Genomic DNA, 22,976 nt, shown 5'->3' with positions numbered 1-22,976 from the left:
ACTAGTAATCGATAAGCAGTTAGAGTTTATAAAAACCTATCTGTAATAAAAATTCTCCAAAATCAAGCAACAGATACAAATCCCCAAACCCAGGTATCATTTGATTTTCTTAATGCATGAATTTTGAATACTTCGACAAGCTCAGTACAAGTCTTGAATTTTGAATTGGTATAATCCTCATTTTCTTAGTCTTGAAACACTCACAATAAGGAGAAAGAGAACCATGAGCCAATCTAATCTATCCACTGCTACCCAAGAAGGAGCTACTGATACCATCTTGGACACTGCTATCCAAGAAGCGGCTACCGATACCATCGTGGACATCGATCTCAAAGTTCAAGCCGAGAAAGGCCCAGACCTGCGAAAGGACCATCCTAAAAGTCATGCCTTAGTTTGGGGAGAGTTCAAAGTTGAGGAAGATATTCCGGAATCGTTGAAAGTGGGTATCTTTGCCCAGCCCAAAACCTATCCGCTTTGGATGAGGCTTTCCAATGCTTCCCCCGCCCAAAAGCGTGGTAAACTTGCGTCAGACCTTGATCCCGATGTTCGGGCGCTTGCTATTAAACTTTTACAGGTAGAAGGTGAAAAAGTTCTGGATGATGAGCAGGAAACCCAAGACTTTTTGCTGATTAATTATCCGGTGTTCTTTGTCCGCGATGCCCAAGGATTTGCCAACCTGACCAAAGCAAGCGTCGGTCAGGCAAATGAAGAAGAGTTGCGATCGCTAGCACCCACTTTTGAGATCCTCAAAGCAGTTACGAGCATACAAGTGGCAAATCCGCTGCTGATCCAATATTGGAGTACGACTCCCTATAAACTTGGCTCTCAGACGATCAAATTTTCGGTCAAACCTCACTCCTCAGATACTCTGGGTGCAACCCCTACTTCGGAGACTTATTTACGTGAGGCAGTTGTCAAATACCTCACAGAAGAGGGCAACGATGCTACCTTTGAATTTTTGGTGCAGCTTTACGTTGACGATGAAAAAACTCCTATTGAAAATCCCATGCAAGAGTGGAAGGAGGAAGACTCACCGTTTATTAAGCTTGCAACCATCACAGTTCCCGCTCAGAAATTTGACTTCGAGGAGCGGAAACGGTTGGATGAGGGGTTATCGTTCATGGCTTGGCATACCCTCCCAGAACACGAACCCCTGGGTAGTGTTAATTTAGCTCGCAAAAAAGTTTACCAAGAGGTAGTAAAGGCTCGACGGAGCAACATACACCACCGCATGGAAAAACCGCAAGCATATAGTTCAGTCTTGGACGATCCTCAATAATCTTGCTTGTCAACTACTTCCACTAAAAATTGTTGACGGAAGTGGTGTCTGGCAATAGCTACACTAACGATTGCTCTTTTAGCTAATTGATCGACATTAACACAAGCCCCTTGACAAAACTCACCAACTATGAAATCAGGCATTCAGAATCAGTGGCATTGGCGTGAATACTTTGCAGAATTCCTCGGAGCTGCTTTTAATATTTTCATCGGCTTGAGTGCAATCGTCTTTAACTTTGGACACGGTTTGCCAATAGAACAGTTTGTGCCTGATTCAAGCATTCGGCGACTGATTACGGGACTAATTTTTGCTGGAAGTGGAGCGATTGTAGCCGTTTCTCCGATTGGTAAACTGAGTGGCTCTCACATCAATCCTTCTGTCTCACTCGCATTTTGGATACATGGCAAAATGCACCTTAAAGATTTTGTTGGCTTTGTGATTGGACAGTTTCTCGGAGCGATCGCTGCTGTATTACTGCTGGTGACTTTATGGGGAGATTATGCCAGAAGCGTTAGTAACGGCATGACGCTACCTGGGTTGAATTATCCATTGTGGATTGTATTTTTCTCAGAAGTCACGATTACATTTCTCTTGGTATTGACGATTTTTATCTTTATCAGTCATCATCGGCTGATGCGTTGGACACCTTTGGTAGTCTGGCTGTTAATTGCTGGAATGGTGTGGCAAGAAGCGCCAATTTCGGGAACAAGTCTCAATCCAGCCCGGAGTTTCGCTCCGGCACTGGTAACAGGAAATTGGCATGATCAGTGGATTTATGGGATTGCTCCGCCAATGGGTGCGGCGATCGCCGTGGGGGCATTTCGGCTAATCGCGCTAGGCGAACGGGATGTTCTGACTGGAAAGCTTTATTACGCTTTTGATTACCCTAGTATTTTCAAAAATGTCAAACTGCCTCATTTCCAGCATCACCCCCACTTGCACAAATGAGCCTGGGTATGTCAGTTTATCGGATAGCCATTAGCTTAGATGCCTCTAGTGCAGAACACACCTTTGGATTAACGCTTTTGGCAGAAGGATTATTGCAAGAATTTGCAATGTTTTTGAAAGTTTTTTTGGAAGGTGTTGCAATTTTAACAGTTGCAATCGCTGTGATTCTTACACTCCGAAAAATCTTGCGTTTTTGGAGACGCGATCGGGTTCTCCAAGAAACGATCCGTTTAGAACTAGGAGTGGTTTTAGCCTTAGCGCTGGAATTTCTCTTAGCTGCCGATATTGTCGGTACAGCTATTTCCCCCTCGTGGGATGCAGTGGCAAAACTTGCAGCGATTACTGGAATCCGTACCTTCCTCAACTTCTTTTTACAACGAGAAGTACGAGAATTGCGAGAAACAGCCCACCCTCTTGATAGCAAAGTCAGTGAAACACTCAAATGAATTAATGGTCTATGTACAAGAACGCGAGCAATTCTGGTTAGTGAAAAAGTCTTTGTTGTTGAAGGGCGATCAAAGCGATTGAACTACTCCTGCATGATTAAAGCAGATGAACTTTTACTAAAACTCTCTTTAACCGCAGGTGAAGCTAGTCTGATTAAGTGATGTGATTTTGCCTTGTAAAACAGCAATCATTCGGTATTTAAAAATTGTTTAATTTAGGAGATTCTATGTATAGCAAAATTCTAGTTGCAATTGACCGTTCTGCAAATGGTAATGCTGTTTTTGATACAGCGCTTGCTTTGGCGAAGGCAACCAAAGGAAGCCTGATGCTATTACATATCCTGTCTAATGAAGAAAAGAATAGCCCCCAAATACCTACACTGGTTACTCTCGAATACCACCCATTACATGGAGAACTTCTAGAGGATTATTGGAAGCAGTGGCAAACTTACGAAGAACAGGGTATTGATTTATTGCGATCGTATACAGAACAAGCAACCAATGCAGGCGTGAGTACTGAATTCACCCAAAATTCTGGCAACCCCAGTCGAAATATTTGTGAAGTTGCTCAAGGTTGGGGTGCTGACTTAATTGTGATCGGTCGTAGAGGACATTCTGGCTTGAATGAGTTGATTTTAGGTAGCGTGAGTAATTATGTATTTCATCATGCTCCTTGTTCTGTGCATGTCGTTTTTGCTCCAGTTGCTCTCAAACATGAAGTACCTGTAGTCAATCAAGTCCAGGTAGTTCATTAATAACAGGCTATGAATATCTATGTTGGTGGTAATGTAAAAGTTAGATTTGAAAACTTCAAACAGTTGCAACAGAGTTTGCCATGATTGCAACTGCTAATAACTACTGGCGGAAGTAATATCTCGAAAGCGTCAAATCAGTAATTTGCTCAGAGGTGATTTCAATGACACCTAAAGTAGATACCCTTGCCAAACTCTACCTGGAAGGAGAATCTGTCGAAATCTCAGACATATCTCAACTAGAACTTTGTGACTGGCTGATGAGCGAGTTCCAACAACTTCCAATTAATCCCATGTTCTCTAATTACATGCGCTATCACACGGCTGCCCAAATGTGTGCAGATATTTCCCAACAGCAGCTTTGGGTGTCGGCTGATAGTTACGATAGCGAGATTTATCCGAATCCTTTTTATGGTTTTGCATTCCTGGCAATTCACGATTATTACCACTGTGTAGCAGATGCTGACTTTAGCCTTGAAGGAGAAATCACTGCTTACCGCACACTTGCAAATCGAGTCCCCAGTTTAGAGATTCAAAAAATTATTTACTCTGAAATTGTGCTGAAATCATCTGCTCACATTTACTTGGGTCATTCACCTGCATCCAAACTTGTGTTTCCCTAAACGTTTACATATTGAGAGTAAAACTTATGGCTTTAACAAAGACTAGCAAAAGTTGATCGTAACCAAGAATTTTGCCGATAAAATGACTCAACCAGCCTGAAAGTCAAGCGAGCGTGGTATCACATATCTGACAACAAGCGTTTTATGGCGCTTAAATTTAGTAATCTGTTCTGATTTTGGAGAAATGCATTATGAAAGTTTTGATTAGGGCGATCGTCAGTTTTTTCGTATTCATTGTAGATGTCGTGTACGGAAATCGTTCCTACGCTCGGTTTTATATGTTGGAAACCATCGCCCGCGTTCCTTACTTTTCTTATCTATCGGTGCTGCATTTTTACGAGACATTGGGTTACTGGCGCAAAGCTGATTTGTTGAAAGTTCACTTTGCTGAAACTTGGAACGAATTACATCATTTGTTGATTATGGAATCACTGGGCGGCGGTCGCCTCTGGATTGATCGCTTCATCGCTCAACACGTTGCTGTGGCTTACTACTGGGTGGTTGTGCCGATTTATATGTTGTTTCCCGCTTACGCCTACTACCTGATGGAACTGATTGAAGGTCATGCCTACCACACCTATGACGAATACTTGCAAACCAATGAAGCCCAACTGAAAGCTCAAAAAGCGCCCCAGGTTGCAATCAACTTCTACCGCGATGGCGATTTGTATATGTTTGATGAAGTTCAGACTGCACCAGGTCATGAATTTCGCCGTCCCAAAGTAGATAATTTATACGACGTGTTTGTGAACATCCGTGATGACGAATGCGAACATGTGAAAACTATGGTGGCACTCCAGAAACCACAAGCGCGGCTAACCTTCAAAAGTCCCCATACAGTTTTTGAAGTGACAAAAGTTTTATCGAGCGAAGCAGAAGTTTGACGAGATAATTACTAATAGCAAATTATCCAATTTCTAATCGACGGTATCGAATATGAACTACACACTCAAAAATAAACGCGCACTCGTCACTGGAGGAAGTCGCGGTATCGGGGCGGCGATCGTTAAGCGTTTGGCAACTGAAGGTGCTGATGTTGCTTTCACCTACATCAGCTCGCCTGATCGCGCCAAGGAAATCACGCAGGCGGTGCAGGCGCTCGGTGTTCAGGCTTTGGATATCCAAGCCAACAGCGCTGAAGCTAGTGAGGTAGTGGCTGCTGTTGAACAGACAGTAGAGAAATTGGGTGGCATTGATATCCTTGTGAATAATGCAGGTGTAGTGCAGATGGCTCCTATTGATGATTTCACGCTTGCGGACTTTGATCGCACCTTTGCCATTAATGTGCGTGCCGTATTTGTGGCCACCCAAGCCGCAGTCAAGCATATGCAAGAAGGCGGACGCATCATCAACATTGGCAGCACCAGCGCCGAACGTGTGTCATTTGCCGGCTCCTCTGTTTATGCCATGAGCAAATCTGCTTTGCAAGGGCTTGTGCAAGGGCTGGCGCGTGACCTCGGCCCGCGTGGAATTACGATCAATAACGTGCAGCCTGGGCCGATCGCTACAGATATAAATCCCTCAGAGGGTGAGTTTGCCGAGATGCTCAAAAAGCAGCTAGCACTGCCCCGCTACGGTACTGTTGAGGAGGTTGCAGGGATGGTCGCTTATCTAGCTGGGTCTGAGGCAGCTTACATTACTGGTGCAAACTTAATGATTGATGGAGGGTTCAGCGCCTAACTGCCGCAGGTGTAGCCAACTGCAAACATAAATTCTCAGCAATCAGCGAAACTACACTAACTGCAAGTATGCTGAAACCTTTAGCCAGAGATATTTTTAGTTAAAAGTGCATACTCAGCTAAAATTGTCAATGATTGTATAGATTACATTTCCAGTATGTGGAATCCTAAGGAAGTATCTTTGTCAATGATGAACTTTTCTTTATATCTCTGGTTAAAACAGCACCGTATGATTGTTGGAGCAATGCTATTTGCGATCGCCATCACAGGCTGTAATGCCTCTGTTAAATCGCAGCCACCTGCCAATACCCAATCGGTTGCAAATCTCATCGCCTCCAGTCCAACCCCAGCATCGGCCACTCCTACGCAAAGCGCTGCTAATACCAAACCGCCTGAGCAGCAAGCAGTCCAAGTGATTCGTGACTATTATAGTGCGATCGCTCGTCAAGACTATAAACAAGCTTATTCAGCTTGGGATGGAAATGGCGCCGCTAGCAAGCAGTCGTTTGAGCAGTTCAAGCAAGGTTTTGCCAACACTACATCCGTTGCTGTAGAGGTTGGAAAACCCGGTAGACCAGACCCAGGTGCAGGCTCAATCTACATTGAGATTCCAGTCACTGTTACTGCGATCGCCACCAATGGAACCCCGCAGCGATTTCGCGGTAGCTATGTGCTGCGACGAGTCAATGATGTTCCTGGCTCAACTCCAGAGCAGCGTAGATGGCATCTCTACTCAGCAAAAATTACTCCAGTCAAGTAGCCTGTAGTCAAAACGCTGGTTTCCCAAGATTCAAGGCTAAAACCAGCGTTGCTTCAACGCCAAGGAAATCATAGAGGTTGATTTCAAATGATTACTTTATATACTGCTCTTTCTCTATGGGGGCTACCGAGTATTAGCCCAGCCTGTATGGAGCTTGAAACCTGGCTTCGCATGGCAAAGCTGCCTTACAACACAATCGTTGTTACAGCAGACAATCTTAAGTTAGCTCCCAAGGGTAAAGTTCCGTTCATTGATTATCCAGGAAAACTGGTAGGTGATGCCACTTTAATTATCGAGATGTTCAAGCAACAACAAGCGATTAATCTCGATGCTGATTTGACTTTCGTTGAGCGAGCAATATCTCTAGCGTTTCGCCGCACGATCAAAGAGAACACCTTTTGGAAAATACATACATTCGCTACAGAATAGAAGAAAACTGGCAACACTTTCGAGCAGTGTTAATGCAGGCACTATGCCTTGAGACTCCACTAGAATCGTCAGAATCGTTTATTGAAAAGTTTCGTAAAACGGTACTTTCTCAAATGCATGGTCATGGAATGGGTCGTCATAGCAGTGAGGAAATCACTCAGATTATCTGTGCAGATTTCCAAGCTCTCTCAGACTTTCTGGCAGATAAACCGTTTTTTATGGGAGAGCAGCCCACAACTTTAGATGCAACTGCTTATGCCTACGTTGGTAATTTTATTAAGCCACCTTATGGCAGCCCAATTGTTGACTATGCTCTCCAACGAGCAAATCTCTGCAATCACTATGAGCGAATGACTCAACAGTTTTTCAGTGAACGGTCTTTAAACCAATCAATTCTCGTTCGTTCCTGAAATTAATCTATTACAGACAAGTCTGATATCACAATCTTGCCACTGCGATGATAATTGGCGATCGCCTAGATTTGCTTGAACAAACATTATCTAGCGGGGTAACAACTATGGTGAAAAGTCTTTACTGCTTAAATATCAGTAAATAATTTACCAACAGCATGAGCAGAAAATTGGGTGAAACTCGAAATATTTAATTTATCAGGAGAAATTCAGATGAAATCATCAACAGCTCGGATAGTAGTTCTTGGTTTACTTATCAGCACTTCTGCTTTAGGAATTGCTGCATCTCAAGTTAACTTCAAAGCTTTTGCTACTGCACCAAATATTCCACCAGAATTGACTAAACTCGGCAACAAATCTTATCTACTCACTTGGACAGACAATTCTGTTGTATATGTCTCTTGCTATCCCACAGTTAAACCCAGAATGAAGCCTGCACCAATTAAGGAAACACCAAATCGGTATGTCATTACCTGTAAAAATAAATAGATTAGGAGCGAAAAATGAAACTTTACTATCGCGGTCTTACTTACGAATATAACTCAAAAGAAACAACCAAAAAATCAATACGACCATTTGCACCAGTTCGTCATCAAAGTTCTGCTTATAACCTTAATTATCGTGGAATAACCTATCGTGTTGACCCGAATATCGAGCCTTTGCAAGTCTCTACACCGCCAGTTACTTATCAATTAAGTTATCGAGGAGTCACCTATTTTGTGGAGAGAACACATACAGGAGAAGTCTCTACAAAATTATCTCAACTTGTTAACGCTCCAAAAATTAGAAAATTTTTCATCAATATTTTGGGATTACAAAAATGAAAAATAATTCAAAGGCAAATTATTTTTTGCGCGAATGTTGTTCAATTTTACATCAAACAAAACAAGGAGTATCCATGTTTTATCATCGTAAATTACCGCGAGTGTTACTAGCTATGAGTGTTCTCCCAGTCTTCTTAGGTACTACCGTCTTTACAGAAACGTTCTTTACTGATGTTGGAATCGTCCACGCTGACACTCCAGGCTTTGGGCCAGATATTAGCTATGTCAATTTTAATCTGACGAACTCTGCAAGCCTTTCATTGAGATCCAGATATGACCAGATGTTACGTAATTTACGGAATGCCGCCGGTCACCCATACCGCCAGAGTGTCGCAATCACTCAGAGCAATGAGCACGGACTGGTTTTTCTAAATGTGAATCTTCCCAACCACACTGACGTTAGCCTCATTTTTACAGCTTCAAATTTGTACTTTCGTGGTTTTATGAACACTGATGGTCAAATATTCTCTTTCAATGACTATGACCTGGGGGGTACGCTTGCTCAAAGGTTTAATACACCACTTACAGAAGCACACACTTTGAGATTTAGTAGTCAGTATAATAGCTTAGAAAACGCTGCACACCTGGAAAGACACGATATCCCGATCAGCTACCAATCTATACGAGATGCACTTAACGTCTTAGCTAATGCTAATCCTCCTGGAAACGGGCAAGAAATAGCCCAAGCAACGCTGCTGCTGATTACATGGACTTCTGAAGCTGCTAGATTCTACGAAATTCAGGACGTAATGCAAAATGCAATGGCTGGCGCATCTAGTCACAGATTGACCACTTGGCAGCGAGAGCTTGAGACTAGTTGGGATTCAATTTCAGCTTTTGGTCAAGCGATAACTCGTAATTTCACCACACCGCCTAGCGATATTCATGGAGTGGGGACATTTCGCTCATTTAATGATGTGATGCGGCAGGCTGCAATCTTAAATTATAGCTCCCGGTGATGGCTCATTTGCTTGTACTGAGCTGTAAATACGGACAGGGATAATAGAACATTTCGGGTCTTGGTCAATGCATCCATGATGCCAGCGCTCTCCACAGGAAATATGATCGGCGAAAAAGCACGGTACAGGTGCTACAAGACGAAGGTGTAGCCCGTACAGCGCAGATTGCCTGAAACCTTTTAACTTAGCGTGTAATTCTCTGTATCCCGACAATACGACGAGTCTTGACTCAACACTAATAAGAGTTGGCATATATCAACTTATGTGCTGTTCGAGACTCGTAATCAACAATAAATTGAATCTCGATTGTAGAAGGAGAGGTAATTATGACTCAATATGACTACATTGTGATTGGTGCAGGTTCAGCAGGCTGTGTTGTTGCCAACCGTCTAACACAAGAGCGTCAAACAACAGTGTTGTTGCTCGAAGCAGGCAATCCAGATACGAAACCAGAGATTCATATCCCAGTGGAATGTACGCGCCTACCCGGCACAGAGGTAGACTGGAGTTATTTCTCTGAACCAGAATCTTACCTGAATAATCGCCAAATCTTCTGTCCTCGTGGCAAAGTCTTGGGGGGCAGCAGTTCGATTAATTTTCTGGTGTACATCCGGGGTAATCAGCACGATTATGACTACTGGCAGGAGTTGGGAAATCCCGGTTGGTCGTACCAGGATGTCCTGCCTTATTTCAAGAAATCTGAACACCAGCAACGCGGTGCCTCTGAGTATCACGGAGTTAATGGGGAATTGAGCGTTACCGATGTCATCTCCCCCGCTCCCATCTCGAAACGATTTATCGATGCAGCAGTCGCACTGGGCTACGACTATAATCCTGATTTCAATGGAACGCAGCAGGAAGGGGCGGGTCCGATTCAGTTAACGGTCAAAGATGGTAAAAGGCACAGTGCTGCTGCTGCATTTCTCGTGCCGATTCTGCATCGTCCGAACTTAACGGTGCAAACGGGTGCATTGGTGACACGGTTGTTGTTTGAGGGAACCCGCACGGTTGGAGTGGAATATTTACATGAAGGAATGCTACACCAAGTGAGGGTCAATCAAGAAGTGATTTTAAGTGCAGGTGCGTTCGAGTCGCCCAAGCTGCTGATGCTTTCCGGCATTGGAGATAAAGCACAATTACAAGCAATGGATATTCCAATTGTTGTCGATTTGCCAGGTGTGGGTCAAAACCTGCAAGACCATATTCTCGTTCCTGTGCCCTACGAAGCAACTGGTGATTTACATACAGCAATGAGCAGCAATGGGTGCGCTGAAGCTGGATTATTTTTGCATAGCCAGAGGAATCAGGAGGCTGCACCAGATTTAGAATTAATTTTCGGCCCAACTGTGTGGGCACCGCCTGGCTATCCCAACTCTGGTGTGGGTTTCACCGGTATAATCGCTTTGGTTCATCCTGAGAATATTGGTAGTGTCAGTTTGCGATCGCCCGATCCTCAAGATGCACCTGTAATTCGCATGAACTATCTGCAAAGTCAATCCGATGTGCAAAAGCTGGTTGAGGGAGTTAGACTAATTCGCCAATTATTCCAAACCAGTGCTTTCGATGAGTTCCGAGGTAGGGAAGTCGCTCCGGGTGCTGACGTGACTAGTGATACAGCGCTCGAAGCCTACATCCGGGAAACTTGCGGTACTGTATATCATCCCATTGGTACCTGCAAGATGGGAACTGACCCAATGGCGGTTGTAAACCCCGATCTACAGGTACATGGAGTTGAGGGATTGCGTGTCGTTGATGCATCCATTATGCCAACGCTAAACACGGGACATACGAACGCACCCGCCATTATGATCGGTGAAAAAGCAGCTGATTTAATTAAAGCCGCAAATGGCGTTTCACTCCAAGCACACAAAGCAATGGCAAACTAACTCATCAGACGATTTCTAGACATAATACTCGCATCTAACTTCGCACAAGATGCTTGTCGCATTCGTTCTTTATACAGTCCCCGCAATTTTTCTTTTTTAATCCTGTTTTGTCAGTCTCGCAAAACAGTGGTACTTGCTGCCATAAATTTTCCCATTGCTTATAGAAATCATCTACGTCGCAGAAAATTTGCGTGATATCAAGCAAAGCCGGAGACGCTTTGCCTCTGGGCGAGATACAATGGTAAACATAGCCGAGACCTGATTTTTGTTAGATATTTTTAGTCTCGGCATTTTTTTGTGATTTTTTTGCTAATTCTCAATCAATTGTAGCGATCGCTTGAACCTGTCCTTACTTTATTTTTGACTCGTGGCGGCATCTGATTTCTTATTATGCTTGATGAATTTGACCCCATCTGTCTAGCCAAATTCCTTGAAGACAAGCCAAATTTAGAATTGCTGAGATAAGTAGCTGTGAGGAACACACAGAGCCGGGAGATGCTACTCTAGGAAGAAATGCGGAAAACTGAAACTTGAGTAAGTAGACTTATGCATAAAGTCAGATGCACGCTAAAGAAAAGTGTGTTAAATACAGCACTTTTAACTTAGTAGTTCCGGTGCGAATTTTTGCGCAATTCAACTGCAAGTAATTAGATGGAGCCTGCTAGATGAACTCAACTCATTTGTCAGAGCCTTGGATAGGTCGCCGTATAGGCGATGGTCAGCGTTATCGTCTAGACAAGCGTCTAGGGACGGGCGGCATGGCAGATGTATTCTTAGCAACGGATACCTTGATAGGTAAGCAAGTAGCGCTAAAGCTACTCAAGGATACATTTGTAGGGTCAGCAGATTTAAGAAAGCGTTTTGAACGTGAAGTAACTGTCTCTGCTGCCCTCAAAAGTGAGCATATTGTTGAAGTCAGTGATTATGGGGTGACTGATGAAGTGCAACCCTTTTACGTCATGGAGTATCTAAGTGGGCAGACACTTAGACAATTATTGCAGCAACAAAAACGGCTAACTGTAGAGCGGACGGTTACCATTATTAGCCAGGTATGTGACGGACTTAAACTTGCTCATGAAGGGGTCACCCTCTGGCGAGATCGAGGAAGGTGCAGTGAGCATGTACAGGTAATCCATCGTGACTTAAAGCCAGACAATATTTTTCTAATGCCTATATCGTTAGGCGAACTAGTGAAGATTTTGGACTTTGGCATTGCTAAAATCCGTAATGACTATTCTGAACATACAAAATTAACAAGTATGTTCATTGGTACAATCCACTACGCTGCCCCTGAGCAATTTGCAACTAAGACAACAGGCGTGGATAGGCGGGCAGATATTTACAGTTTGGGAATGCTACTGTACGAAATGCTCAGTGGAACTGATCCGTTTGGGCTTGGTCGCAATCCCCAAGAAATCAGCCCGATGTCGTGGTTTGTAGCTCACACCTCTGAGCAACCTATACCGCTCAGGTCACAACTAAATTGTGAGTACATTCAGCCAGAAATAGAAGCGGCGGTTATGCAGTGTTTACAAAAGACCCCAGATGATCGCTTTGCCACAGTAGATGACTTGAAACGAGTGCTGCAATTGGCTTTTGCTAATGAAAGCGAGTTAAGCAAATCTACTATCCATTTTGGGCAAGAAATTCCTGTAGACACTGATGAGCCGAACCCCCCTAATAAAAGTATTTTCTATTTGGATCAAACAGTTGCAGAATCAATAGAAAAAGTTAGAACATATGATTTAATCCCAAATACTTTAATAGAGGAGACAAAAGAACAAGGAGAGGAAAAAGGGCAGGATCAGAAAAAATTACAGCCACTTTTACGTAAAGCAACACTTGTGACTGCTGCTCTTGCCACAAGTATAAGTTTGGCTATTTACACTTTTACTCAATTGCAAGCCGACCCGCATCAGGCTGTTTTAGAGAGCGCCAAGCAGCTAAAAGCTGGAAAAAAATTTGACGAGTGCGTCAAGAAAGCACAAGCAGTGCCACAGAAATCAAGTATTTATGTTGCTGCTCAAAATATAATAAACGAGTGTCAGCTTGCACAAGCTAAAGATTTGGCCCAAAATAACAATATTAAGGATGCGATCGCAAAACTCACTATCATCGCATCAAATAGTAGTTTTTACCAAGAAGCTCAACAGTTAATTAGCCAATGGTCTGAAAAGCTTTTTACACAAGCTCAAGAACTATACCTCAAATCTTACAACTCCCAAGGCTTTGAAAATGCAATTAATATCATCAAAGCTATTCCGAAAACTAGCTCTGTTGCCAAAAATGCTAACGAAACCATCCAGAAATGGCAAACTGAGTGGAAAAACAATGAAAATTATCTACAATTAGCTCAGAATGCACTCAATGAAAGCAAGTGGGCAGAAGCAATAAATCAAGCTAATCATGTAAGGCTACTTAGGCAACCAGTAAAGCAAGATACCCACTATTGGCAAACTAAGATGAAGCCAATTATTGAAAAAGCAGAGGAACACATAATAGCTAGTAAAAATATTCCCAAACCAACAATTCTTCCACAACTAGATCGGTCTGAGTCGCTACCAAGACCAGTTAAGTCTGAATCAACACCAAAAGTAGTTAAATATGAATCGCCATCAAAACCAGTTCGGACTAAATCTTTACCAAAAGTAGTGAGGTCTGAATCAGCACCAAAATCAGTTCGGATTAAATCACCACAAAAAACTCAACCTCAGCCACCACTAAAACTAGTTCAGTCTAAACCCCCGCGAAAAACCCAGTCTGAGTCTGCACCAAATACAGGTTGGAGCAAAAAGAGATTGTAAAAGAGTTAGTTGTCAGTTGTTAGTTGTCATTAGTAATTTTTCTCCCCCTGCTCCTCTGCCCCCCTACCCTTGTGAATTACTTCACTGATTGCCAAACTTTGATAGTATTGTCTCCGCTAACACTGGCAAAGGTTTTTCCATTTGGACTAAAGGCAACAGACAAGATTCGCTGGGAGTTTTCTGCAAAATCACGAATTTTTTGTCTAGTTTTCACATTCCATATTTTTACAGTTTTGTCCCAACTACCACTCACGAGGATCTGACCATTAGGGCTGAAAGTAATGGAAGTAATTTCATCTGAATGACCTGCTAGAGAGGCTTGCAAATTCCCTGTCTCCACAACCGATAGTTTAATTATCTTATCTCCACCGCCGCTGGCGATAATTTTGCCATCTGGGCTAAAAGCAATAGAGTTAACAGGATGTGTATGCTTGGCAACCGTACGGAGAAATTTGCCAGTTTTTAGATTCCACAACTCAACAGTCCCACCTAAACCACCAGTAGCAAGGGTTCGATTATCTGGGCTAAAGGCTAATGAAGTAACCCATTGTTTCTCTGCTATGGTACGACGTAAATCACCCGTCCTAACATTCCACAATTCAATAGTCTTGTCACCACTACCACTAGCAAGAGTCTGACTATCAGGGCTGAAAACGACACTTGTAACAATATTGGAATGCTTAGGAAAGGTCTTGATCAGATTTCCATTCCTCCAATCCCATAGCCTAACAGCACCATCTAAACCACCACTACCCAGGAATTGACCATCTGGGCTAAAGGCAAGGGCATTAACTTGAGCTGGTTGTTTTTGATCATCAAGGGTGCGTTCTAGTTTCTGCTGTGCTAAATTCCAGATTTTGATCGTTTTGTCTGCACTACCACTGGCCAGGTATTGACCGTCTGGACTAAAGCCGACGGAACGAACTGGAAGTGTATGTCCTCCTTCGCCACGACCAATCGTCAACACGTCAACAGTTCCTGGTTGCCAAGAAGGATTTAAGACAGCAAGGCCATTTTGCTTACTTTGGGGCTGTTCAAGTGGTTTAGATAATAATTGGTTTACCTTGGTTCGAGGGACAGGTAAGGTTTTAGCCGATACTTGGTATTCAAAGAAAGAAGTTGGATAATGAAATAAAGGTGAGATTGAAAGAATTAATGAGATACTAATCCAATTAACGTAAATACTTTTTTGAGAAAACATAAGACATCATATTTAAAGTAACTTTAAGTATGATATCGCTGTTTTAAATTGAATTTCCTCATTTAACTATGATTCTTACACCGCAGTGTCGAGGCGACTTGACAGAGCAACAATGGAAGCGATTGAAGACCTTCTGGAGTTTAGATTAGTCAGGAGTGCAAGACTCAGAAGGCTCATTCTATAAAGCCTAAAAACCAAGGTTTTAGTTCCTGAAAACATCTTAAATCCATATCCTTATTTTTTGAAATTTAGTTTCACACCGGAAACTAGTAGTCTGTCAAATTCATTTTGACGGTTAGAGAGACGGGATAAATCGCTGTCTCTACAGTGAATTTATCCGTCAATTAGTTCTTGATAGACTATTAGACTAAACCATGAAAAACGACCCAGCACGCCTGAGTTAAGGGATCTACAAGAAATAAAATATGGATATCTAACACTTGTGCTGAACTTTCAGGCCAAGGGCCATCATCAAAGGTGAGAGCAATGACTTTCTGTTGGGGAGAGAGTTTTGCCGACTCAATTATCGCACCTTGAAAACTTGATGGAATAGAGTCAGCAAAACCCTTCACTTGTGCTTCTCCCTGCCAACTTTTAAGCATTGCTGTCTTGAATTCCTCAACTCGCTGTTTAGTTCCGACATTTGCCGCTACATTATTTACATTTAGAGTCTGTTTTGATTCCAACTGAAAAAAATTTATTTTTCTCAAGATGATTAAACTCAGACTAAAACTACCACATAAGATAAGCAGTCTAACTACCCCTCTTCTGTCACTCTCCGAAAACATTTGCCATTTCTGAATTTTAGAGCTTTTATATAGCAAGCGATTGCGCGATTCTTGTCTAATAACAAATGCAAGACAAATTTTTTCTAATAGTATAGCTTGTATTGATTGCCTCATAAAGCTTCTAGCGATCGCCCTCTCGGAAAATGACAAAAGAGGGGTAATTTACCTGGAGTCCAAAGACTCTTGTTGAATAAATAAATTTATCCTGAAAATAACTCCATGAAATTACGCAATTTTTTACTAACTATTATAAGAGCATCCCAATTTAGTAAAAATAAAAGAAGTCAGATTATTCGCGATGAATACTCGCGAATAATCTGGGGATTCAATCAAGTGCAGAGTAATCAAGAATTAGCTAAAATCAGGGTTTTAGGTGAGCATGTACTTCTGTTGCTCAAGATATTTAAAATTTTGTACCTTACTTATAGAAATCGCCGAAAAAGATTTGGTTTGAGGTTTAATCTGATTGCTGCTCTTTCCAATTACGAACTTCATCTCCCACAATCCGAATTTGCCTGAGCGACTTTTGCAAGAGGTCTAATAATTCTGGAATTGCTGTAATCTCATTTGATTTTTCATCTACTTTTACCTGACCTAGTACCACTCTATTTTTAGTCGCCCAGGCACTGACCATCTCGATAGTATTTTGTCAGCGATCGCTCCTGATGCCCTTGTCTAGTTTATTTGTACTATTTTGTCAATATTTAGATGCGTTTGTCCTGACCCCCTGAACCGTTACCAAAATTATCACATTTAGAAAAGGCGACTTTTTAACGCAGCAAAATACGATGCAGCAGCGATCGCTATCAAGTCGGCGCTTGGGATATCTGCCTCAAGATATTTTGATGCAATCGAGTTTCTTTCAATATTTTAGCCTTTGTTGTCGCCTTGTCAAGTACTATCAAAAACTATGATTAACAGTTTCACTCAATAATTGCAGAATAAATTTGAGTGGAATTTCTATCCGATCAGAGCGATTATTTAGTTCATTGCCCAGTGCATCAATTGCTTGCTCTAGAAGATAGGCAAAAAGCAGCACATCGAGTTCTTGTGTTGTCTTTGGCAGGAAAGATTCTTGATTAGCAGTTTCTAAATAAGAATTGAGAAAGCTAGTACTGACCCAGGTATACCAGAACTGTCCCCATTGTTCTATAAGGGGTAAATTTTCCGGCAGGATCATCCCAGATTCTTTTTGATATGCCAGAGCTTCGTTAACTGCATAGTTGAAAGATAGCAACATTCCTGCTACATCTCGTAGAGGCGATCGCTTTATACGTCGTTCGCTTAAACTGCGATCTTTTTCGCCTTCAAAATCAGCAAGAATAAAGTCTTTTCCTGTATAAAATACTTGGGATAAATGGTAGTTTCCATGATGACGAGTACGCAATGCAGTAATTTTTTGCCCGACAACTAACTGAAAGCGTTCTAATATTTTCTCTTGGCTATTAAGAACTTCTAATGCTAATGGTTGAGTGTCAGTTGGCAAGTAGTTTGCTCGTTCTTTTAACAACCGAAATACTTGTCCAGTTAAATTACGTGCACTTTGATATATTGAACGTTGATAAAGTGATGAAAAAGATTCTGGAGCAAAGTCTGAGCTATCTATATTTGTAGCCAGTGCTATATGGAATTCAGCTGTGGATTTACCCAATAGTTCAACACTTTGCAGGTAAGAAGTGATAGTTGCAATTGCCAATTCGGGAATCTCAATTCTCTGTAAATCTAACAAGGAACCTGATGGCAGAGGCACTTCGGTAATAGTGGCGTGTTCTGTGGTCACTAAATCAAAGTACTTTTGCAAACTATCAAGGGTATAGTCCCAGCCACTGCGAATATCTGAAATAAACTCTTGTAATATGCCTATAGTCGTGGGTAGGGCAGTTTTATTGCCTGTTTTATTTGTACGGCGATATTCTAAAGCACCAGCTAGGAAAAATGAGTGTTGCAAGCGTTTTTTCTGATGTAGAAAACGCCGAATTTCTAAATCTGGCTGCAAACCCTCCTCAACTTTACGGAAGAGTTTCAACAACAAGCGATCGCCATAAACTATATAAGTATTGGTTTGTTCTTCTTTATTCAGGACAGTCGGCTCATGATTGGTTAACTGTCGGCGCAATTCAGAGAATGAATCAGTAGTAGTGCCAAATAATTCTCCGGTTATCCCTTTATAAGAGTGATGATTAGCGATCGCATCATCTAGCAGTGAGGTGAGAAAGTTCTTGTCTGCTAAAGCATCAAATAAAATTCCAACTTCTTGAGTATTAGCTGGAGTATCTATTTTGCCTTGCACCCCAAGCCGTGCAATTATAGCTTGCGGCATTTCTGCCAAAAGATGTGTTGCTTGCTCACCTTCTGCATAGGCGAGAAATAACAGATAAGTTTCGTGATTTCCCTGGGTATAATCTACCTGCAACCAAACAATTTGAGCTATCTGCTGATTATAGGGTAAAGAAATCGCTTCAATAATTTGTACTGATTGTACAGTCTGAGTTTTACCGCCAAACCAGCTACAGGTATAGAGATAATCCCGCAGTGTTGATTCTAGAATGCTTTTTGACTCTCGTTGCCCAATCACATTTTGCCAAGAACCATTTACCAGCAGAGTTACTAAATCTGCTTGAGGTTTAGGCTCTTGAGTTGAGCTAAGTTTACGTTGTAAGGTGAACCAGTAAAACCCGTAAGGACTTAAGCTGAGGAAATAGGGCGATTCTGTAATCGCTGGAAACTCAGTGGAACCAAAAATTTCTACTGGTATTAGCCCATTAAAGGTTGATAAATCTAATGCCACCGTTTGCACGTAACGAGATAAATTTGCTACTACCAAGACATCTTCTTCAGAGGTAATTCGGCTGAAGGCAAAAACTTTACGATTATTAGACTGTAGCAATTCAAAACGTCCTTCACCCAATGCCGCAAACCGTTTGCGAGTAGCAATTAAACGTTTCATCCAATACCAGAGAGAATTGGTATTAGTCCGTTGTGCCTCAACGTTGAGTGCTTCGTAGTGATATTCTGAATCAACGATCACGGGTAGATACAAGCGTTGCGGGTTGGCGCGACTAAAACCGGCGTTGCGGTCAGAACTCCACTGCATAGGTGTGCGAACACCATTGCGATCGCCTAGATAAACATTATCTCCCATGCCAATTTCATCACCGTAGTACAGTACGGGGGTTCCTGGCAAAGATAATAGTAAACTATTGAGTAACTCAATTTGGCGGCGATCGTTGCCCAAAAGCGGCGCTAATCTGCGGCGGATGCCTAAATTTACCCGCATCATCGGGTCTTGTGCATAGGCCCCATACATAAAATCTCGGTCTTCATCTGTCACCATTTCTAAAGTCAGTTCGTCATGGTTGCGGAGGAACAATGCCCACTGACAGTTATCAGGAATTGATGGAGTTTGCTGGAGAATATCTACAATCGGGAAATTATCTTCCATCCGCACTGCCATAAACAAGCGCGGCATTAAGGGAAAATGAAAGTTCATGTGACACTCATCCCCCGCACCGTAATATTGCGCTGCATCTTCAGGCCATTGGTTCGCCTCAGCTAGTAACATCCGGTTAGGGAATTTTGCGTCGATGTGCGATCGCAACTCCTTCAAATACGCATGAGTTTCGGGTAAATTTTCGCAGTTTGTTCCTTGCCGTTCATAGAGATAAGGCACAGCATCCATGCGTAGTCCGTCTACACCCATTTCCAACCAAAAATCTAGAACATCAAATACTGCCTCGCGCACCAAGGGATTGTCATAATTCAAATCCGGCTGATGGGAATAGAAACGATGCCAGCAATAAGCTTGGGCTACTGAATCCCAAGTCCAGTTAGATGTCTCAAAATCTTGGAAGATAATTCGCGCTTCTTGGTATTTTTCAGGAGTATCATTCCAAACATAAAAATCTCGCTCCTGACTTCCTTTCGGGGCGCGACGTGCTCTTTGAAACCAAGGATGTTGGTCAGAGGTATGGTTAATAATTAACTCAATAATTACCCGAATACCGCGCTGATGAGCAGCGCTCAAGAACGCTTTAAAGTCTTCCAACGTGCCATAGATAGGATTGACACTAGTGTAATCGGCAATATCGTAACCATCATCCCTGAGTGGTGAAGGAAAAAAAGGTAACAACCAGATAGCTGTAATACCTAAATCTTGTAGATAGTCTAGTTTTTCTGTCAGCCCTGGAAAATCACCAATACCATCACCATTACTATCGGCGAATGTGCGAACACCTAGTTCGTAGATAATTGCATTTTTAAACCATAATGGGTCATTTTTCAAGCTGGAGTTTGGCATTTTAAAAAGATATGCGATCCCATATCTAATAGAACTATATTTTTACTTGATACAATTTTACTTGATACAATCGCTGAGATTATCAGCTTATTTAGCTCACACGAGTAATATATACATTTTCTTACTTAAATTATGAAACTACCAAACGAGCTATATTTGTTATCAATAAAGGCAGAAGGAAGGAGGCAGGAGACTCAGTTGGGAATTCTGATTCCTGCTTTCTGCCCGTGACCGATCAGAGAAAGGGTTTAAGACCCCTACTGAACTATTGTTCAGTAGCTCCAAGTCAGGAGGAGTCTGAATTTCATAAGTGACTTGTTCCTTCTGCCCGTTTGTTGAGCGTAGTCGAAACACTGCCCTTAGCATAGCTGCCTTCTTCAACAGAGAACATAAGCTTGGGAGTCCCTTAGCAGCTTGGTGAAGGCATCGCCTCTTCGATTAAAGTTGCTGGAATAGCCATCTCTATTGCTAGGACTTACGCATTGACAGAAAAGCCAAAATAACAGCTATAGTTTTCAAGGCTTATAGCTAGGTTTTTCAATGAGATTTTGGTGATGCCTGCGGTGGTCACTGAGCGCAGCCGTTCGCGCAGCGTCTCGTAGAGAAGTGCGGGCTACGCCTACGCACCCAATCAATGGTGATTGACAAAAGCCTGAAACAACGTATTTACGTTAATTCACAAGATAGTTATTTTCTAGAGTGCGTAAGTACTAAGAGTGACAAAAAAATTTGTTTCTAGTCCTAAAGCAATATTCGTAGGACTTAAGCATTGACAGAAAAGCCAAAATAACAGGTATAGGTTTCAAGGCTTATAGTTAGGTTTTTCAATGAGATTTTGGCGATGCCTACGGCGGGCTTCGCCTACGCTGGCATAGTTAGAGCGCATGTTGCGACAGTGCAACGAATACGAGAAAAATCGGATAAGATCCCCCTGCCTGTGGCGACCCCCTTTTTAAGGGGGTAATTAGAAAAAAAGCCCCCCAATTTATCGGGGGGTTGGGGGGATCTTCGAGCAATAAACACGTTAACCGAACCGTATTGGGGTGTCATTACCCGTAATACTAAAGGTGTAGCAGTTAGAGCTAACTTCTTCTAAACAAAAAGCTGGTGTCAGAGTCATGGAATAAGGTTTTAATCACCAAACAAAAACACCAACATTTGGAGTGTTGTGCTTTCCAGGTTGATATTGTGAACCAATCTGGTGGATATCTACTGTATGAGCTAATTCATCCAATGCGTTATTTAACTTGGTAATTGCATCAACTTGATGCAGATTCACTGTTGTTAAGCTTGACGAATGCAGGTGATTGATATGTTGTGTTTTGCTAACTAGCTGATGATATTCTACAACTTGTGCCGGCCAGCCACTTTATCAACCAGCAATTCCAACAAAGCCAACGTCCTCTTGCGCCGTCGGTAGCGAATAGTATTTGCGACTTCACGACGGGGAATTAGGCGTTGCTGATTCCATGTATGAAAATGATTTTGCATAATACCAAAATCCTTGTAGAGACGTAGCAGTACTACGTCTCTACATCCGGATTCATACTTCAATTCAGCAACGCCGGGAATTAAAATATTATTGCCTTTTTCATCAGCGATCGCATTTGTACCATAACTGCGAACATTTTGATAACCAATTAGATCGCCAATGTATGGTACTACCCAATCTTGACAAGTTTCAATAAACCAGTTTTCATAAAGTTGAGCAATATCTGCTTCAACAACATCAATTTGTTCGGCAATGACACGCAATAAATCCCGTAGGGGGTAGCCCAGGGCAAACGTACGGTATTTCTGAAACCCTTATGACATAAGGATATCGATCAAAAAATCGGCTCAAGGGAAAAACGCCGAAATCGTTGCTATTAAAGGATTTTTATACTTAAGATGCGTTCGCCCTGGGGGGTAGCCTTGTTCGGCATCACGGATACGGTAAACAGCAGGGCAAACGCATCTAAACTAAATATAGACAAAGTGATAGGTAGAGCGGGGAAAAAGTAGTACAGATAAACTAATGAGGGGGATCTGGAGCGATCGCTAGCAGAGTGGGGGTAAGCAATCGGACTTTGATGGTAAAGTCATTGTAAAAGTAGAAGAAACTACTAAACCAATAACATCGGCATCTTGGTAGCAAACATCTACTAGATTTTTCATCTGTTTAGCAAAATCGGCTTTAGTTCGGCGTTCTGTAACTTCGATGTGCCGCCAACCTGCCAAGGGTTGAAAACACGCAAATAAATTTACTGTTTCGTTACGTTTATACTCAAAATCATAACGTTCGGGTTGCTCCGGCTCTGGTGGCAAAGGAAGTCTTACTTCTTCTTCTAATTGGTATGGACGTTCATCAAAGCAGATTACAGGGCGTTTAGGATCATAAAGCTCATTGTATAAATCCAACACATCTTCCATTCGGAAAATATATTCCGAATTTACTTGGCTGAATACACCATTGTTCTTTCAACCAAGGCTTGATTTCATTTTTTTTAAAGTCTGACGTACTGTTTCATCTGAGATTGAATCTATGATACCAACATTCACTAAATGATCTGCTAATAATTGCATTGTCCAACGTACTCTTCCAACTGGTGGATTAGAACAAGCAGTTGCAATCAAAAATGCAACTTGAGTTTCATCTAACTTTTTAGGTTTTGGTGGATGAACTTCATCCTTTAAAACAAAATCTAACCCCCCAACGACAAATTTTTCTCGTATTCGTTGCACTGTTGCAACATACGCTCTAACTATGCCAGCGTAGGCGAAGCCCGCCGTAGGCATCGCTTGATCCGTTTCTCCTTCAGAAGCCATCAGAAGAATGTTTGCACGGGTTATGGTTCTTGCTTTATTTACCTTTCTTAATTATCGATTGTAGTTGAAAAACTTCATCTTCA

23 protein-coding genes and 3 pseudogenes are annotated in these 22,976 nt (G+C 42.1%); 17 read left to right on the top strand and 9 right to left on the bottom strand.

The genetic code is table 11. From position 1 onward, the window contains the following. Positions 1–223: 223 nt before the first annotated feature. A complete protein-coding gene (locus V7L20_RS22795) occupies positions 224–1,279 on the top strand; it encodes a catalase family protein (protein ID WP_334746272.1) in 1,056 nt (351 codons plus the stop codon). Here the strand turns inward: V7L20_RS22795 and V7L20_RS22790 are convergent. After that, on the bottom strand, positions 1,273–1,422 hold the full coding sequence (locus tag V7L20_RS22790; protein ID WP_334746271.1) for a hypothetical protein: 150 nt from the start codon (positions 1,420–1,422) through the stop codon (positions 1,273–1,275). The genes V7L20_RS22795 and V7L20_RS22790 overlap by 7 nt on opposite strands. Between V7L20_RS22790 and V7L20_RS22785 the strand changes: the two genes are divergently transcribed. From V7L20_RS22785 to V7L20_RS22720, 15 genes and pseudogenes are all read left to right on the top strand, one after another. Beyond that, positions 1,409–2,227 carry an MIP/aquaporin family protein gene (locus V7L20_RS22785; RefSeq protein ID WP_334746270.1) on the top strand — a complete coding sequence of 273 codons (819 nt, stop codon included), beginning with the start codon at positions 1,409–1,411 and terminating at the stop codon, positions 2,225–2,227. The two genes, V7L20_RS22790 and V7L20_RS22785, sit on opposite strands and share 14 nt — an antisense overlap. An 8-nt stretch (positions 2,228–2,235) precedes the next feature. Continuing rightward, a complete protein-coding gene (locus V7L20_RS22780; RefSeq protein WP_334746269.1) occupies positions 2,236–2,673 on the top strand; it encodes a DUF1622 domain-containing protein in 438 nt (145 codons plus the stop codon). A gap of 227 nt (positions 2,674–2,900) precedes the next feature. Further along, complete coding sequence (locus V7L20_RS22775; protein WP_334746268.1) at positions 2,901–3,428, top strand: universal stress protein; 528 nt, start codon at positions 2,901–2,903, stop codon at positions 3,426–3,428. A 56-nt stretch (positions 3,429–3,484) separates the two neighbouring features. Then, positions 3,485–3,544, top strand: a pseudogene (locus V7L20_RS32820) (hexameric tyrosine-coordinated heme protein); the annotation flags it as partial. A 45-nt stretch (positions 3,545–3,589) separates the two neighbouring features. Continuing rightward, positions 3,590–4,048 (top strand): hypothetical protein, encoded by a 459-nt coding sequence (locus V7L20_RS22770; protein ID WP_334746267.1) that lies wholly within the window; start codon positions 3,590–3,592, stop codon positions 4,046–4,048. 191 nt (positions 4,049–4,239) lie between these two features. Then, positions 4,240–4,932, top strand: a complete 693-nt coding sequence (locus V7L20_RS22765) for an alternative oxidase (protein WP_334746266.1) — start codon at positions 4,240–4,242, stop codon at positions 4,930–4,932. Between the two features lie 118 nt (positions 4,933–5,050). Next, positions 5,051–5,728 (top strand): SDR family oxidoreductase, encoded by a 678-nt coding sequence (locus V7L20_RS22760; protein WP_442943617.1) that lies wholly within the window; start codon positions 5,051–5,053, stop codon positions 5,726–5,728. Between the two features lie 186 nt (positions 5,729–5,914). Further along, positions 5,915–6,487, top strand: coding sequence for a hypothetical protein (locus tag V7L20_RS22755; protein WP_334746265.1), 573 nt, complete (start codon positions 5,915–5,917; stop codon positions 6,485–6,487). 87 nt (positions 6,488–6,574) lie between these two features. Next, positions 6,575–6,916 (top strand): Tom37 metaxin N-terminal-like domain-containing protein, encoded by a 342-nt coding sequence (locus tag V7L20_RS22750; RefSeq protein ID WP_334746264.1) that lies wholly within the window; start codon positions 6,575–6,577, stop codon positions 6,914–6,916. Then, entirely contained in the window at positions 6,886–7,326 is a 441-nt protein-coding gene (locus tag V7L20_RS22745; RefSeq protein WP_334746263.1) for a glutathione S-transferase C-terminal domain-containing protein, read from the top strand. Before V7L20_RS22750 ends, V7L20_RS22745 begins: the two co-directional genes overlap by 31 nt. Positions 7,327–7,539: 213 nt before the next feature. Next, the gene (locus V7L20_RS22740; RefSeq protein ID WP_334746262.1) at positions 7,540–7,815 is read left to right on the top strand and encodes a hypothetical protein; all 276 of its coding nucleotides are present in this window, start codon (positions 7,540–7,542) and stop codon (positions 7,813–7,815) included. Positions 7,816–7,829: 14 nt separating this feature from the next. Further along, a complete protein-coding gene (locus V7L20_RS22735) occupies positions 7,830–8,150 on the top strand; it encodes a DUF4278 domain-containing protein (RefSeq protein WP_334746261.1) in 321 nt (106 codons plus the stop codon). Then, the gene (locus V7L20_RS22730; protein ID WP_334746260.1) at positions 8,147–9,109 is read left to right on the top strand and encodes a ribosome-inactivating family protein; all 963 of its coding nucleotides are present in this window, start codon (positions 8,147–8,149) and stop codon (positions 9,107–9,109) included. The genes V7L20_RS22735 and V7L20_RS22730 overlap by 4 nt, the downstream gene beginning before the upstream one ends. 326 nt (positions 9,110–9,435) lie before the next feature. Beyond that, on the top strand, positions 9,436–10,995 hold the full coding sequence (locus tag V7L20_RS22725) for a GMC family oxidoreductase (protein ID WP_334746259.1): 1,560 nt from the start codon (positions 9,436–9,438) through the stop codon (positions 10,993–10,995). A 665-nt stretch (positions 10,996–11,660) separates the two neighbouring features. Further along, the gene (locus tag V7L20_RS22720) at positions 11,661–13,799 is read left to right on the top strand and encodes a serine/threonine protein kinase (RefSeq protein WP_334746258.1); all 2,139 of its coding nucleotides are present in this window, start codon (positions 11,661–11,663) and stop codon (positions 13,797–13,799) included. Between the two features lie 76 nt (positions 13,800–13,875). On the opposite strand, the gene V7L20_RS22715 is transcribed toward V7L20_RS22720, so the two are convergent. Both V7L20_RS22715 and V7L20_RS22710 read right to left on the bottom strand, forming a co-directional pair. After that, complete coding sequence (locus V7L20_RS22715; RefSeq protein WP_334746257.1) at positions 13,876–15,000, bottom strand: WD40 repeat domain-containing protein; 1,125 nt, start codon at positions 14,998–15,000, stop codon at positions 13,876–13,878. A 362-nt stretch (positions 15,001–15,362) separates the two neighbouring features. Then, positions 15,363–15,686, bottom strand: a complete 324-nt coding sequence (locus V7L20_RS22710) for a hypothetical protein (protein ID WP_334746256.1) — start codon at positions 15,684–15,686, stop codon at positions 15,363–15,365. Positions 15,687–16,124: 438 nt separating this feature from the next. Here V7L20_RS22710 and V7L20_RS22705 point away from each other — a divergent pair. Further along, positions 16,125–16,307, top strand: a pseudogene (locus V7L20_RS22705) (IS5/IS1182 family transposase); the annotation flags it as partial. A 10-nt stretch (positions 16,308–16,317) separates the two neighbouring features. Here V7L20_RS22705 and V7L20_RS22700 read toward each other — a convergent pair. The 6 genes and pseudogenes from V7L20_RS22700 to V7L20_RS22675 form a co-directional block, all read right to left on the bottom strand. Continuing rightward, positions 16,318–16,437 (bottom strand): annotated as a pseudogene (locus V7L20_RS22700) (ISAs1 family transposase); the annotation flags it as partial. Between the two features lie 252 nt (positions 16,438–16,689). Further along, the gene (gene treS, locus V7L20_RS22695) at positions 16,690–20,085 is read right to left on the bottom strand and encodes a maltose alpha-D-glucosyltransferase (RefSeq protein ID WP_334746255.1); all 3,396 of its coding nucleotides are present in this window, start codon (positions 20,083–20,085) and stop codon (positions 16,690–16,692) included. Between the two features lie 1,135 nt (positions 20,086–21,220). Further along, positions 21,221–21,364 (bottom strand): hypothetical protein, encoded by a 144-nt coding sequence (locus V7L20_RS22690; RefSeq protein ID WP_334746254.1) that lies wholly within the window; start codon positions 21,362–21,364, stop codon positions 21,221–21,223. 65 nt (positions 21,365–21,429) lie between these two features. Then, the gene (locus V7L20_RS22685) at positions 21,430–21,840 is read right to left on the bottom strand and encodes a hypothetical protein (protein ID WP_334746253.1); all 411 of its coding nucleotides are present in this window, start codon (positions 21,838–21,840) and stop codon (positions 21,430–21,432) included. 285 nt (positions 21,841–22,125) lie between these two features. Further along, positions 22,126–22,497: a transposase gene (locus V7L20_RS22680; RefSeq protein ID WP_334746252.1), complete on the bottom strand. Its 372-nt coding sequence runs from the start codon at positions 22,495–22,497 to the stop codon at positions 22,126–22,128. 48 nt (positions 22,498–22,545) lie between these two features. Beyond that, positions 22,546–22,893, bottom strand: coding sequence for a helix-turn-helix domain-containing protein (locus V7L20_RS22675; RefSeq protein ID WP_334746251.1), 348 nt, complete (start codon positions 22,891–22,893; stop codon positions 22,546–22,548). Between the last annotated feature and the right edge of the window lie 83 nt (positions 22,894–22,976).

The sequence above is a fragment of the Nostoc sp. genome (assembly GCF_036916735.1).
Lineage (GTDB): Bacteria > Cyanobacteriota > Cyanobacteriia > Cyanobacteriales > Nostocaceae > Nostoc.
The sequence above is the reverse complement of the archived record's forward strand: the minus strand, read 5'-3'. Positions and strand labels throughout refer to the sequence as shown.

What these genes read in the sequence shown, in the direction of transcription:
- V7L20_RS22795 (WP_334746272.1), top strand. Translation starts at nt 224, where the DNA reads ATGAGCCAATCTAATCTATCCACTGCTACCCAAGAAGGAGCTACTGAT.
- V7L20_RS22785 (WP_334746270.1), top strand. Translation starts at nt 1,409, where the DNA reads ATGAAATCAGGCATTCAGAATCAGTGGCATTGGCGTGAATACTTTGCA.
- V7L20_RS22790 (WP_334746271.1), bottom strand. Translation starts at nt 1,422, where the DNA reads ATGCCTGATTTCATAGTTGGTGAGTTTTGTCAAGGGGCTTGTGTTAAT.
- V7L20_RS22780 (WP_334746269.1), top strand. Translation starts at nt 2,236, where the DNA reads ATGTCAGTTTATCGGATAGCCATTAGCTTAGATGCCTCTAGTGCAGAA.
- V7L20_RS22775 (WP_334746268.1), top strand. Translation starts at nt 2,901, where the DNA reads ATGTATAGCAAAATTCTAGTTGCAATTGACCGTTCTGCAAATGGTAAT.
- V7L20_RS22770 (WP_334746267.1), top strand. Translation starts at nt 3,590, where the DNA reads ATGACACCTAAAGTAGATACCCTTGCCAAACTCTACCTGGAAGGAGAA.
- V7L20_RS22765 (WP_334746266.1), top strand. Translation starts at nt 4,240, where the DNA reads ATGAAAGTTTTGATTAGGGCGATCGTCAGTTTTTTCGTATTCATTGTA.
- V7L20_RS22755 (WP_334746265.1), top strand. Translation starts at nt 5,915, where the DNA reads ATGATGAACTTTTCTTTATATCTCTGGTTAAAACAGCACCGTATGATT.
- V7L20_RS22750 (WP_334746264.1), top strand. Translation starts at nt 6,575, where the DNA reads ATGATTACTTTATATACTGCTCTTTCTCTATGGGGGCTACCGAGTATT.
- V7L20_RS22740 (WP_334746262.1), top strand. Translation starts at nt 7,540, where the DNA reads ATGAAATCATCAACAGCTCGGATAGTAGTTCTTGGTTTACTTATCAGC.
- V7L20_RS22735 (WP_334746261.1), top strand. Translation starts at nt 7,830, where the DNA reads ATGAAACTTTACTATCGCGGTCTTACTTACGAATATAACTCAAAAGAA.
- V7L20_RS22730 (WP_334746260.1), top strand. Translation starts at nt 8,147, where the DNA reads ATGAAAAATAATTCAAAGGCAAATTATTTTTTGCGCGAATGTTGTTCA.
- V7L20_RS22725 (WP_334746259.1), top strand. Translation starts at nt 9,436, where the DNA reads ATGACTCAATATGACTACATTGTGATTGGTGCAGGTTCAGCAGGCTGT.
- V7L20_RS22720 (WP_334746258.1), top strand. Translation starts at nt 11,661, where the DNA reads ATGAACTCAACTCATTTGTCAGAGCCTTGGATAGGTCGCCGTATAGGC.
- V7L20_RS22715 (WP_334746257.1), bottom strand. Translation starts at nt 15,000, where the DNA reads ATGTTTTCTCAAAAAAGTATTTACGTTAATTGGATTAGTATCTCATTA.
- treS (WP_334746255.1), bottom strand. Translation starts at nt 20,085, where the DNA reads ATGCCAAACTCCAGCTTGAAAAATGACCCATTATGGTTTAAAAATGCA.
- V7L20_RS22680 (WP_334746252.1), bottom strand. Translation starts at nt 22,497, where the DNA reads ATGGAAGATGTGTTGGATTTATACAATGAGCTTTATGATCCTAAACGC.
- V7L20_RS22675 (WP_334746251.1), bottom strand. Translation starts at nt 22,893, where the DNA reads ATGGCTTCTGAAGGAGAAACGGATCAAGCGATGCCTACGGCGGGCTTC.